Source organism: Koromonas soli, assembly GCF_059726265.1.
In genome coordinates this window covers 564507-577973 of sequence record NZ_AP040872.1, presented here as the reverse complement: position 1 = coordinate 577973, position 13467 = coordinate 564507, and the positions used below count along the sequence as shown (strand labels likewise).

Here is a 13467-nt window from a genome sequence, read left to right as displayed (position 1 = left end):
TATCGGCTAGTCGGCCGAGACCACGGTGTTCACGTTTGCGGCCTGTACCCGGCTGTGATGGCGGCCGTACAGGAAGTAGATGAACAGGCCGATGATCAGCCAGACGAAGAGTCGGGCCCAGTTCACCCAGCCCAGCTTGTACATCATGTAGCCATTGAACAGCACGCCCATTACGGGCACGAAAGGCACCCAAGGGGTGCGGAACGGGCGATTCTGCGCGGGATTGGTGACGCGCAGCACCACGACGGCAATGCAGACAATGACGAAAGCCAGAAGCGTGCCTATGTTCACCATCTTGCCGATATCGTCGATGGGCGTAACGCTGCCCACGATGGCTGCGAGCAGGCCGACAAGAATCGTGTTCTTGTAAGGCGTGCGATAGCGGGGGTGGATGCTGCTGAAGAACTTCTTCGGTAGCAGGCCATCGTTGGCCATAGCATAGAGCACGCGCGTCTGGCCCAGCAACATCACAAGCATCACGCTGGTGAGACCCGCCAGGGCTCCGGCGGTGATGATGTGAGACGCCCAACCAAGATTGCGGTCGGAGAAGGCGTGAGCGATGGGAGCTTCGATATTAACTTCGCGCCAGGGCACCATGCCGGTGAGAACAGCGGCAACGGCGATGTAGAGGATGGTGCAGACTACGAGCGAAGTGATGATCGCAATCGGCAGGTCGCGCTGAGGGTTCTTCGCCTCCTGCGCGGTGGTAGAGACAGCGTCGAATCCGATATAGGCGAAGAAGATGTATGCTGCACCTGCGCCGATGCCCGAGAAGCCGAACGGCGCGAACGAGTGCCAGTCAGAACCCCAATTGCTGGCGCTGACGTAACGCATGCCGAGAGCGATGACGAACAGCACCACGGTGACCTTGATGGCGACAATACCGGCGTTGAATCTCGCGCTCTCCTTGATGCCGACGACCAGCACCCAGGTGATGATGAGCGCGATCAGAAATGCCGGGAGGTTGAAGCCTATCTCGGCTCCGAACAGATGCGGCGCACCGAGCAATTCATGGGCGCGCTGTGCAAGTTCGGCTGAGCCGCTGTGCTTGAGCGCATCGAGCGTCTGCAGGAATGCCTGCGTGCCAGGAGCTAGTTCCGGATGCGAGGCCTGAACCATCTGGCGGGCGACGATGTCCTGCGCGGTACGAAGGGCCGTCCAGTGGTCATAAGCCAGCCACAGCGGAATCTTAATATTGAAGATGCTCATGAACTCGATGAAGTGGTTGGACCACCCCGACGAGACAGTGCTCGCGCCCATGGCATACTCGAGCGTGAGATCCCAACCGATGATCCAGGCGAACAACTCGCCCAGCGTGGCATACGCGTATGTATAGGCGCTGCCGGCCAGCGGAATCATGGCGGCAAACTCGGCGTAGCACAGGCCCGCAAAGGCGCAGCCAAGTCCGGAGAGGATGAAGGACAACATCAAGCCCGGCCCGGCGTAGTGCGCACCAAGTCCCGAGAGCACAAAAATTCCGGCGCCGATGATGGCACCGACTCCAAGCGCCGTCAGCGAAACAGCTCCTAACTCGCGCTTTAGACTGTGCTCATTCTCTTCGGATGCCTCATTGAGAAGCATCTCCATTGGTTTCTTGGCCAGCAGCTTTGACATTCGGCTTTGAGCTCTCCTTCACTTTTCGGGCTATATCAATCTGCGGTGCTGCCAGCCATCGTCTGGCGCGACCACAAGAAATACACCGGGATACCGAGTAGAACGATGACGAGTCCCGGCCAAGTATATTGAGGTTTATAGAGCAATAAGACTACATCAATGAACAACGCCATCACAATATAGATGGCCGGAAGCCACGGGTAGCCGATGGCACGATAAGGCCGAGGAGCGTCAGGCCGGGTACGGCGCAGTACGAACAGCCCTGCCAACGTAAGTATGTAGAACAGCAGCACAGCGAAGATCGTGTAATCGAGCAGCTGACCATAACTTCCGCTCAGGCATAGCAGGCTCGCCCAAACGGCTTGCACAATGAGGGACAGGTGCGGAGTCTTGAAGCGGGGATGCAGACGCCCTACCGAGTGGAAGAACAGACCATCGCGCGCCATGGCATAGTACACACGCGAACCGGCGAGAATCAGTCCGTTGTTGCAGCCAAAGGTCGAGATCAGGATGGCTAGGGCCATCAACTTGGCACCGCTCTGGCCCATGATCTGCTGCATGACGGCTGTGGCCACGCGATCTTCGGAGGCGTACTGGATGCCGCGACCCACGCTCGTCATGGAATACGGATCGCCCCACAGCGGCAGCACCATCAGGTAAATGAAATTCACGGCGATGTAGATCAGGATCACCGTTCCCGTACCCAGCGCCAGAGACAGAGGCAGGTTGCGCTGCGGGTTGCGGACCTCACCAGCAGTGAAAGTCACGTTATTCCAGGCGTCGGCGGAGAACAGCGAACCGACCTGCGCGACGGCAATCACCGTAAGGGTCGAAACCAGCGCGGTGGCACCGCTCACGCCAATGGGAATCTTGTGCAGTTCGCGCCATCCGGCGTGCAGCCAGAAGTTGGTGCCGAAGTTGGCGGCGAAAGCCTCAGGCGTGCTTCCAGCCCAGATGCCAAGCAGGATGAGACCGACAAGACCGGCAATCTTCGCCGTGGTAAATACCACTTGTACGAATGCTCCGGTCTTTACACCGAAAACGTTGACGAGGGACAGCAGAAGGATCGTCGAGATGGCGACGAGGTTCTGCGTATTCAATCCCACTTCCATGTTGCCCAATACCATGGGGCCAATATGAATGGGAGGAACCTTCCAGAGATGCAGAATCCAGTTGGTGGAGGATACCGAAGGCAGGAAGACGCCAAGAAACTTGCCGAACGCTACGGCCACGGCAGCAATGGTGCCGCATTGGATGACGAGAAACATCGTCCATCCGTAGAGGAATCCCCACAGCGGACCGAGCGCTTCGCGCAGGTAAACATACTGGCCACCGGCCTGGGGCATCATCGCAGCCAGCTCGCCATAAGACAGAGCGGCGACTATGGTCATGAATCCCGTGACGAGCCATGCCGCAATCAGCAATGCAGGCGAGTCCACGACACGGGCGATGTCGGCAGCTACAATGAACACGCCCGAGCCGATCATGGAGCCCATCACGAGCGTAGTCGAGCTGGTTAGCCCGAGTCCTTTAACAAACTCCTGATCCTGAGTGACCTCAGGTACCTTTGTAAGCTGACTCACCGCTCTCCTTGAGCACGAACGATTGCATCTCTTCGGCAGCCCCCAACGTCCAGCCGCTCTCAAAGCTTTGATGAGAACTCTACATCATCAGCCGAAAAAATTCCCTAGCCGATTCGCGCGGGGCGCGGCAAACGTCCCCGATAACCGCCACGGAATCAGCTCCGGCCCGCAGCACGGCTGCGGCATTCTCACGAGTGATGCCACCAATGGCGACCAGGGGAATATCTTGGCCTGAGCCGTCGCGCAAGCGCTTGGCCTCCTCCACTCCAGCGAGACCCACCACTGGATCGGGGTTAAGCTTGCTTCCGGTGGCGAAAACCGGGCCGATGGCAACATAGTCCACATGCTTGGTCAGCGCCTCAGCCATCTGCGCAACATTGTGGGTCGAGAGACCCACTTTGCGCTCGGCACCAATCACGATACGCACGCCTTCGGGCGAGAGATCCTCCTGCCCCACGTGTACTCCGTCAAACCCCGCCGCTAGGCAGAGGTCGGCACGGTCATTCATGATCAGCGTGACGCCCGGAAGCACACGGCGCAGTTCGCGTGCCTGCGCCAAGGCTTCGCGGGCATTCAGATTTTTCGCGCGGTACTGCATCACCGTGCATCCGCCCTCGGCGAGTTCGCGAGCGTGCTGACAGACGCACTGCAGCAGGTTTCCGCCTGCCGCGGCAGCGCCGAGAACATCGGCATCGAGGATCGGGTACAGCAGCGGCAGCTTCATTGCGCCTGCTTCTTTACCATGAAGCGTTCCATGAATTTGGTGTCGAAGTTCCCTGCCTCGAAGTCCGGTTCGTTGAGAATGCGCTTGTGCAGCGGAATCGAGGTGTGAATGCCCTCAACGATGAACATGTCGAGAGCCCGTTTCATGCGCGCCAGCGCTTCCTTGCGATCCTTGCCGCGCACGATCAGCTTGGCAATCAGTGAGTCGTAGTACGGAGGCACGACGCCTTCCTGGTATTGTGCCGTATCTACGCGCACGCCGTTGCCGCCCGGAGTGTTGAACACCGTGATCTTTCCCGCCGAAGGCGTGAACTTCTCCGGATGCTCAGCATTGATGCGGCACTCGATCGCGTGACCGCGAGGAGCGATTGGGTGATGGATGATGTCGGGGAGTATGGCTCCGGCGGCGATGAGTATTTGGCTCTTCACGAGATCAATGTCGGTGACGAACTCCGTCACCGGGTGCTCGACCTGAATGCGCGTGTTCATCTCGATGAAGTGAAGGCTGCCGCTCTCGTCCATGAGGAACTCGACCGTGCCAGCGTTGACATAGCCGATCTCCTTCATCGTCTTTTCGAGAATACCGTTGATCTTGCTGCGCAACTCTGGCGAGACGGCTGGCGAAGGTGATTCCTCGACCAGTTTCTGGTGGCGGCGCTGGATAGAGCAATCGCGCTCGCCTAGGCTGACGACGTTTCCATGCTCGTCGGCCAGAACCTGAAACTCAATGTGGCGCGGGCGCTCGATGAATTTCTCCATGTAGAGGTCGCCATTGCCAAAGGCTGACGCGGCTTCCGAGTGCGCGGCGTTGAACATGTGCGGCAACTCCTCGGCCGAGCGGATGACGCGCATGCCTCGCCCGCCGCCTCCGGCCGAAGCCTTGACGATAACCGGGAAGCCTACTTCCTTGGCCCACTTGAGCGCTTCTTCGGGGCTGCTGATAACGCCATCGGAGCCGGGGAGAATCGGCACGCCGCATCTCTTCATCGCCTGCCGCGCTTTATCCTTCTCACCCATCATGCGGATGATTTCCGCCGGAGGCCCGATGAACTTGAGCCCCGAAGTCTCGCAGACATGCGCAAAGTTCGCGTTCTCGCTCAGCAGGCCATAGCCGGGGTGAATGGCTTCGACGTTGGCGATATTGGCAGCGCTGATGACAGCCGGAATATTTAGATAGCTCTCGCCGGCACGTGCCGGTCCAATGCAGAGCGCCTCATCAGCAAAGCGCACGTGCAGGGAGTTACGATCAGGCTCGCTATATACGGCCACGGCCTTGATGCCGAGTTCCTTGCAGGCGCAAATGATGCGGAGTGCAATCTCTCCGCGATTGGCAATCAGAATCTTTTTGAACATGTTTCAGTGTGCTCCTGGCCCGGCCGGTGAAGATGCAGCAAGCGCCGAATGACGGCGCCTGCGTGCGCAAAGATGAATGCGCCAACTACGGCTTAGCCTTCCGGCTTACTTCGTACGGATCTTGAACAGTGGCTGGCCGTACTCAACCGGTTGGCCGTTGGAAACCAGGACCTTTACGATCTGTCCTGCTGCTTCGGATTCGATCTCGTTCATCAGCTTCATGGCCTCGACGATGCAGAGCACCTGGCCAAGCGCGACCGTATCGCCTTCCTTCACAAACGCGGGTGCGCCGGGAGAGGCGGCTTCGTAGTAGGTTCCGACGATGGGCGACTTGATGATTTCAATGCCAGCTTCGTTCTCGGCTGCCGGTTCCGCAGCGGCAGGAGCGTGAACCGCAGGAGCAGCTGCCACGGGCACCGGTGCGGGCATGGGTACAGGCGCCGCTGGATAGGCAGTCATGACGGCGTGCGAGCGCTTTACGCGAATCTTGATCTCGCCGCGCTCCAATTCAAACTCAGCGATATCTTTCTCAACAAGGAAGTCGATCAGCTCTTTAATTTCTTTCTGATTCATTGGCTGCCAGAAGCGTCGCACAGAGGCGGCGCAGTTTGGACTTTCACCTTTACTAGGATTTGCCCGGCAATCGGGCATTTAGTTCAGTTCAATCAAATCTTTGCCGACCGGGGTCAGAACTTCGTAGCCGTTCTCCGTGACCAGGAGCATATCCTCGATACGAATTCCGCACTTGCCCGGAAGGTAAACGCCCGGTTCGATCGTGATGACCATGCCGGGACGTAATACGGTGTCGCCGCCCGCCCCGATTCTTGGTGGTTCGTGTATCTCCAACCCTACGCCGTGTCCAGTGGAATGCGTGAAGTACCGATCGAGTTTCGTGCGCTTCAACTCCTGCCGGGCCGCCTTGTCAACCTCTCCGGCCGTCGCGCCGGGAAGCACCGCGCTGATGGCCGCCAGTTGAGCCTCCAGAACGGCGGTGTACAACGCACGGGTTCCAGCCGGGGCCTTGGCAAGATGGACAGTTCGCGTCATATCGCTGCAGTAGCCGTCCAGCACAACTCCGTAGTCTAACACCACGAATCCCGACGATGGCAGCTTGGCCGAAGACGCTACACCGTGTGGCAGCGAGGAGCGCACGCCGGAAGCAACAATCGTCTCGAACGACATCTTCTCCGCTCCGGCGCGTCGAGCCATATACTCCAAGCGCGCAGCCACAGCCGACTCGACCGTCTGCGGACGCATTGAGCGCAGCAGCGGACGGAAAAGTTGCGAGGAAAGCCTGATCGCGTTGCGAACCAACTGGATCTCCTCGGCATCTTTTACTGCGCGCAGTTCCTCGACCGTTCCGAAGAGACGAACAATTTTGATTCCCTTACCGAGGGAAGCTTGGAAGGCGCTCAACTGCGCTACGCTCAGGTGATCCGCCTCAATGCCAATCCGCTTCGATCCAAGCTTGACGATGGCTTCCGCCGCGGCAGCGAGCGCGCTGCCTTTTGCGATGCAAACCTTTACACCATCGACCTGTGCGGCGGCCTGCTCAGCATACCGCCCATCGGTAAACAGCAGGAACCGCTCGGCGGCAAGCACGACGCCCGCGCTACCGGTGAATCCAGAAAGATAGCGCACATTGGGCATGTGCGAAACCACAAGAGCGTCCACCTTGCGGCGCACGAGCAGTTCGCGGAGATTCTTTTGCCGCCGTCGAAAGTCCATCGAAATGATTGTAAATGCTCAAAAGCAATGTGGGCTTCCGCGGAAGCCCACATTTTGCCAGATGCTGATAGCGAAGCTAGCTCTGGATTTTTGGAGTGATGAAAAAGATCAGCTCATCCGTTTCTGTTTTGACCGTGCGCTGCTTGAACAAGTTGCCAAGCCACGGAATGTCGCCAAGAAGCGGAGTCTGCGAAGTGCTGACCGTGTTCGAGGTCTGTATGACTCCGCCGATGACAACCGTGCCACCGTCGTTCACCAACACCTGCGTCGTCGCCTGCTGAGTAGTGAGGACGTAGTTGTTGTTGATGAGGTTGCCGGGCTGCGTATTCTCCACATCCACGCTGAGGAATACCGTGTTGTCGGCCGTGATCTGCGGGGTGACCGACAAGCGCAGCACCGCGTCAAGATACGTCACACTGGCATTCGAGTTTGCTGTCGATGACGTGTAAACCGGGATCTTTACGCCCTGCTTCACCTCAGCCTTCACGTTACTTTGCGTCACGACCCTCGGACGCGACAGAATCTTGGCAAGATTGTGGCTTTCAGCAGCCGTCAGGATCGCGTCGATTCCATACGTCTTAGTAATGTTGCTGAACGACAATCCAGTGGTCGCACCGCTCACAGGGAAGTTTGAGAACAGCGGCACGTTGCTGGCAGTACTGGTTGTCGTGGTGCCGCTCGAACCCGAACTGCTGCCTGAGGACGAACCACTGCTCGAACTACCGTTCGGGTTCGAGCCGCCAATCGTCGTGACTCCGTTGCCCCAGTTGAAGCCAAACTGAACGCCCAGGTCGCGCGAGAAGGCGCGGGTGGCGGAAACTACGCGCACCTCAATTTCAACCTCAAGGCTCTTGCGGTCCAACTGCGAAATCAGGCGATCCAAATTCGGCAGAACGCTCGGAATGTCCGAGATGATAAGAGCGTTGGTGCGTTCATCCGAAATGACGTCGCCGCGCGCGGTGATGAACTTCTTGATGGTAGGTACAACGTCCCTCGCCTTGGCATAGCTCAGGAAGCGTGTAATCGTCTGACGATCGACGGCCAGTGCCACGGCTTCCGCCTGGGCGCGGCGGTCCACCGCCTCCTTGCGCAGCGTGTCAATGCCGGCAATGCGGAGCACGTTCCCCTGTAGCTCGCGATCGAGCGAGTTGTTCTTCAATACGATGTCCAGTGCCTGATCCCACGGCACGTCATCGAGCACGAGCGTGACAGTTCCTCTCACGTTGGGATCGAGGACGATGTTCAGTCCGCTGATTTCATGAATCAGGCGGAAGAAATCGCGTAGATCGACATCCTTCAGGTTCACCGAAATGGGCTCGCCCGTGTACTTCGTCTGCGCGAGGGGTGTCGTCTTGTTGTTGTTTGTCAGAGCATCGGGCGTCGAAAGGCGCGCCATGTCCTGGTCGCGTAGCGGGGTGGAGGCCAAAGTCTCAGCGGCGATCCCTGCCCGCGTCCGCGGATCACGAATCATCGTGTCACGCACCTGAGGCGCTTGTGCGACGGGTGCCGGAGCAACCGGAGCTGCACTGGCCACCACTGTCGGCGTTGGAGCAGTTACAGGTGCTGCCGCTGCGGTCACAGGTGCTGCCGCAGGAGAAGGCGTCGCGACCGGAGCGGCAACAACCGAAGCTGTTTCGACCGGCGCAGGAATAGCTACAGGCTTCGGTTCGACCACAGGCGTATCTTTGGGCGACGGGGGCTCGGCAGCGGCCACCGATTTAGGCGCTTCCTGCTCAGTGACGAGCGGCTTGGGAGCGCTCAACACCGCATCCTTCACTTCGGCACTTCGCGTGGCGCTGGCAACTGCAGCATGGTTGTCGCTGGCCGGAGCTGTCGTGCTTCCTGCCCCGATGACCGGAACATTTGCAGAAGCCAAGGCTGGGAGCGGTGCAGGCTTTGGAGCCACGCTTGCAGACTCGTCCGTCTTCACGCGCACGATCACTTGCTTGGAGGATGGCAATACTTCGAAGGTACGAGGTCCGTTCAGATCAATCACGACACGGGTGACCGGCGGCTCAGCCTGATAACGGCCAACGCGCACCTGCCGAACGTCCTTTGTGTGGACCGAAACAGTCTTCAACGTGGATTTCGCGACCGCATTCTGGAAGTCGATCACCAGACGATCCGGGTCCTCGATCAGGAACGGGGCTGCACTGTTTGGTCCCTCGATGATGACATCCACCGAGCTGCTTCCGCGCTGCACGCTGATGTTGCGGATTGTAGTGGGTGACTGCGCACTCGCCACCGGAGCATTCACCGCCGGAGCCGCCTTGGCAACATCCACCGGCTTTACGGTCGGCTTCGGAGCGGGCGCGATGGTGAAGGAGCTGGCTGCCGAGGACACGCCCGCATGCGTTCCAGACACAGTCGCGCCGTTCGAGCTCAGGTTGATCTGAAGCCCGTCGCTGCGGTCCATGACCTCAACCCCGACACCGTCGCCAACGGTCAACTCGAGACGAGTTACCTGCGAACCGGACGCGCTGGTGTAGTCGGTGATCTTGTATCCCTTGAGCACGCCCGAGCTGACCGTGGCCGTACGCTCGATGGCTTTGTCGGCGTTGACCCCGGTGAGATCGATCAGCACCATGTGGTCGCTTGGCCGGTACTCTTTGTGAGCAAAAGAGCCAGTAGTGCGAAGGTTCACCACAGCCGTCGTGGCCGTGGGAGTCACCTGCACCTGGTTCAATTGCGAAGCCATCGCCATGCCGGCGCTAAGCAGCGCCATCAGTCCTACCGTGAGCAGTCGCTTACACTTCATCGTGGCTCTCCCCGCGAATCCTGTCACCAGGCTCCGCGCGTCCTCCCCAGTTACGTGCTTTCCAGTTTCCGGGCTCATCTCTACAAATCCATCTCGCGGCCTCAACTAAACTACGGGCGCGATCCTCTTGGTGACTTCGCGCGTGACCGGACGTCCCAACGCATCGGACGACCTCTCACGCATAACAATTGCATCCCGGGTAATTCGCTCCACGGCACCGTTGGCCAGCGGATCGTGTTCACGCAGGAAATATGTGCGGCTCCCATTCACCACAACGGCGATCAAGCCGCTGGATGAACTGACCACGCCTTGTAAAGTGATATCGCCAACCGCCAGGCACTTGCGCCCTGTCCCAACGCACGGGGTTCCGATCTGTCGCTCCAGAATCGGACTGACAAACGGATCGCGCTTGCCGCGAATTACGGGCGTCACAGTCTTCGGGGTCGCAGCCTTCGGTATTGCAAGAGCAATTGCACTGACAACATGCTTACGACGCGCAACTTTCGGTTGAGCGGCGCTTGGCTTCTTGCTCTTTTCCGGCGCAATCGCCGCAGGCTTCTGAGCAGCTACTGGCGTCGCGACCGGCTTTGCAGGAGCATTTACTGCCGGAGCTTTCGCTTGAGGCATCGGTGCCGATTTCGCAGCCGCCGGGGCTGGTTTCGCCGGAACCGGTGCAGGCTTCGTCGACACAGGCGCGGGCTTGGGTGCGGTCGCTGAGGGCTTCGCCGTCGCTGCTGGAGGCTTGGCCGGTGCCGAGACCGGAGGATGCGCCTGCGGTTTTGGCGGCGCGGTCTGAGCCAGAGCCGTTGCACTCAGCCACAATGCAAGAATCAATCTGCTGCTTCTCATGGCTCCTCCTACTTCTTAGCCGCGGGTGCCGGCGCAGGCGCAGCGCCCTTTGAGTTGCTATAGAACGTTGTCAAAAGGCAGCTTGCCCCGACCGTCTCATTCGGTGCCCAGTGATAACTCTTCTTGGCAGCCTGCTTGCCGCCTTTCAGAGCGGCCATCGTGAGCTTGTCCACGTTCACGATTCGCTCCGACTTCTGGAGGCGATCGAAGAAGTTCAACACCGAGTAGTACGGCCCATCGACATCGATCTCGAACGGCACCGCGACGTAGTATTCCTTGGTGGCTGTATCTTTCGGCGTGTAACGGCGAACTTCTACACCTGAGGCAACAGCCTCGTTCTGCACCATCGAGATGAAGCTAGGAACTTCCTTCTCTTCCGGAACGATTTTGCGCTGTGCTTCGATCTGCAATTGCAGGGCCGCGGTCTGCGAGTTCAGTTCCGCCAGCTTCGTGCGATACGGTGCCAGTTGCGCAACCTCGGCCTGCTTACTCTTCAGTGTTAGCGAGTCAGCCTCATTGGCCTTGGCCAGCGGCTGAAGCGCAAACATGAATACACCTGCCGCCAGCAGAACGATGGTGCCCGCCACTATTCCGATTTGTGCCAGATAAGGCAGTTCTTTGAAATTCGTCATGACGTTTACGCCTTCGACTTTTCGCAAACCAGGCTGAAGCTGTATGTCTGGATCTTCGGATTGTCTTCCTGAACGGTTTCGTGCAACTCGACGTTCTTGAAGTATCCCGAGCGCCGCAGGTTCGTCATTAAATTGGCGACCGAGTTTGGAGCCAGCGCCACTCCATCGAGCGATACGTTGGCGCCATCGTCACGCATGTTCAGCAGCCAGACGCCATCGGTGTTGTTGACCGTGGAACTGATATTGGCCATTAGCGGAACCGGGCCAACCTGGGCTGCGCGCAACTGATCGATCACATCGAAGCGCCGCTTGAAGGCGTCGTACTCCTTCTGCCGCTGCAGGTACGCCTGTTTTATCTTGGTCATCGAGGCGATATTTGCATCGGCTTCCGCAATCGACGTCTGCAGATGCTCATGCGTGCTCTGCAACTTCATGTGATACAGGTACAACCCAGCGCCGGTCACCACCAGAAGTGCAAGTCCTGTAATCAACGGGGAAGGCCCATCGGTCGTGATCTGCGGCATCACGAACAGTCGACGCCGTCCCTTCCCTTTCTTCGGCTTTGCCGTGCCCAGCAGATTGATCCGGATCATAGTTTTTCAAAGCTCCTCAAAGCCAAGCCCACAGCCACGGCCAGTTGCGAACCGTTGCGCTCGATCAGGTCCGCGCCCTCGCCAATTGGCGGCACGATTTTCTGGAACGGATTCATCGGATCCACAGGAATCGAGAACTCCTGGCGCAGAGCTTCCAGCAACCCGGGAACCTGCGACGAGCCGCCACTTACGTAAATGCGCTCGATGTGCTCACCACTGGCGGTTGCGCGGAAGAAGTCAAACGTCTTCTGGATCTCGAGGACGATGATTTCAGTCACCTGCTGCAGGATGGGCAGTTTGGCGTCTTCGCTGACGGTTCCAATCTTGCGTCCCAGCTTCAGCGATTCAGCGTCATCGAAACTCAGGTCGAGTTCCTTCTGCAGCGAGTCTGTGTACTGATTGCCGCCCACGCTCACGTCGCGGGTGAACAATGGCACCCGGCCCCGCACGATATTAATGTTCATCACCGTGGCACCAATGTTCAGCAGTGCCACCGTGGAGTTCGGCGCGGGATCGTAGTTGTACTCGTAGCAGTTCTGGATGGCAAAGGCATCGATATCGACAATGGCTGGCTGGCGTCCTGAAAGCTGCAGCGCGTTGGTGTAGTTCAGGATCTTGTCCTTCTTCACCGCCACCAGCAGGACATCGATCGTCGGGCCATCGAGACTGCTGCTCAGGACTTGGTAGTCGACATTCACATCCGACATGTCGAACGGAATGTACTGCGCAGCCTCATTGCGCACGGCCTCGCCCAGTTCCGGCTCGTCCATGGTCTGCATGGAGATTTTCTTGACGATCACCGAGTGTCCGCTGACCGAGGTGGCGACCTGTTTGCCCTTGAATGCCTGCTCGGCAAAGATCTTGCTGATGGCGCTGGCCACGCTGCCGCTATCCACAATCATGGAGTCCACGACAATATCGCTGGCCAGCGGCTCTATTCCGAGATGGCTGACCGAGATCTCGCCGCGGCTTCGCTGCAGTTCGACGGCCTTGATGCTGTTGGACCCGATGTCCAGGCCAACAATCGTTTTGTTTGAACCAAAAAGAGAACCCAACATAGCGGACGCCCTCGTTACCTCACCGCAGTTGCACGAACCGCCCGCGGCTTTTTCTTCAGCATTCCCTCGCCCCCGCTGCTTTTTTGCTCCATCCAGCGGTCGAGCAGTGCTTTCTTGAACTTCCAGCGGTTGCCCAGCTTGAAAGCCGGTATTTTGTCTTCGGACACGTACTTGTAGAGCGTATCGGGGCTCACGCCCAGGTACGCCGACGCTTGCCGAATGTTCATTACCTCAGGCGAATCGGACATAGGTCTTGTCCCTTCAAAGCCGAAGCTCAATCCACCGATCTTGCCGTTTCGGCCTGTACAAGGCTCGGGAACTAAGCAAGGCCTTAACACCGTGGCGCAACCGAACTCTTCTTGTCCAACTACTCTGCTTCGTCAGAATTCGGGTCGCTTCGCTGGTTTATAGCAGAGTTGCTGGTGCCCGAGTCAACCTAGTTTTCCGGCAAAACCCGGAAGAAACCGGGTGTATTCGGCTCAACTTCGGCCGCAGACCTGATCCAATTCGCAATTCTTTGTAGCTGAATCGAACATACACCACAACATCATGGGGCAGTTAGTAAAACGATGCGTG

At 58.5% G+C, this 13467-nt stretch carries 12 protein-coding genes; all 12 read right to left on the bottom strand.

The window, feature by feature from the left end:
* Positions 1-6: 6 nt before the first annotated feature.
* Entirely contained in the window at positions 7-1614 is a 1608-nt protein-coding gene (locus AC6IY8_RS02495) for an amino acid permease (RefSeq protein ID WP_497777112.1), read from the bottom strand.
* Positions 1615-1649: 35 nt separating this feature from the next.
* Positions 1650-3197 (bottom strand): APC family permease, encoded by a 1548-nt coding sequence (locus AC6IY8_RS02490; RefSeq protein WP_497777111.1) that lies wholly within the window; start codon positions 3195-3197, stop codon positions 1650-1652.
* Between the two features lie 79 nt (positions 3198-3276).
* The gene (gene thiE, locus AC6IY8_RS02485) at positions 3277-3921 is read right to left on the bottom strand and encodes a thiamine phosphate synthase (RefSeq protein ID WP_497777110.1); all 645 of its coding nucleotides are present in this window, start codon (positions 3919-3921) and stop codon (positions 3277-3279) included.
* On the bottom strand, positions 3918-5273 hold the full coding sequence (gene accC, locus AC6IY8_RS02480; protein ID WP_497777109.1) for an acetyl-CoA carboxylase biotin carboxylase subunit: 1356 nt from the start codon (positions 5271-5273) through the stop codon (positions 3918-3920). Before accC ends, thiE begins: the two co-directional genes overlap by 4 nt.
* 105 nt (positions 5274-5378) lie before the next feature.
* On the bottom strand, positions 5379-5846 hold the full coding sequence (accB, locus tag AC6IY8_RS02475) for an acetyl-CoA carboxylase biotin carboxyl carrier protein (RefSeq protein WP_497777108.1): 468 nt from the start codon (positions 5844-5846) through the stop codon (positions 5379-5381).
* Between the two features lie 78 nt (positions 5847-5924).
* Positions 5925-7001, bottom strand: coding sequence for a M24 family metallopeptidase (locus AC6IY8_RS02470; protein ID WP_497777107.1), 1077 nt, complete (start codon positions 6999-7001; stop codon positions 5925-5927).
* Between the two features lie 76 nt (positions 7002-7077).
* On the bottom strand, positions 7078-9759 hold the full coding sequence (locus tag AC6IY8_RS02465) for a type IV pilus secretin family protein (RefSeq protein WP_497777106.1): 2682 nt from the start codon (positions 9757-9759) through the stop codon (positions 7078-7080).
* Positions 9760-9864: 105 nt separating this feature from the next.
* Positions 9865-10608 (bottom strand): hypothetical protein, encoded by a 744-nt coding sequence (locus tag AC6IY8_RS02460; RefSeq protein WP_497777105.1) that lies wholly within the window; start codon positions 10606-10608, stop codon positions 9865-9867.
* Positions 10609-10616: 8 nt separating this feature from the next.
* Positions 10617-11240: a type IV pilus inner membrane component PilO gene (locus AC6IY8_RS02455; protein ID WP_497777104.1), complete on the bottom strand. Its 624-nt coding sequence runs from the start codon at positions 11238-11240 to the stop codon at positions 10617-10619.
* 5 nt (positions 11241-11245) lie between these two features.
* Positions 11246-11833: a PilN domain-containing protein gene (locus tag AC6IY8_RS02450; protein ID WP_497777103.1), complete on the bottom strand. Its 588-nt coding sequence runs from the start codon at positions 11831-11833 to the stop codon at positions 11246-11248.
* Positions 11830-12891, bottom strand: coding sequence for a type IV pilus assembly protein PilM (gene pilM, locus AC6IY8_RS02445; RefSeq protein ID WP_497777102.1), 1062 nt, complete (start codon positions 12889-12891; stop codon positions 11830-11832). Before pilM ends, AC6IY8_RS02450 begins: the two co-directional genes overlap by 4 nt.
* Positions 12892-12905: 14 nt before the next feature.
* Positions 12906-13139, bottom strand: a complete 234-nt coding sequence (locus tag AC6IY8_RS02440; protein WP_497777101.1) for a helix-turn-helix domain-containing protein — start codon at positions 13137-13139, stop codon at positions 12906-12908.
* Positions 13140-13467: the final 328 nt, after the last annotated feature.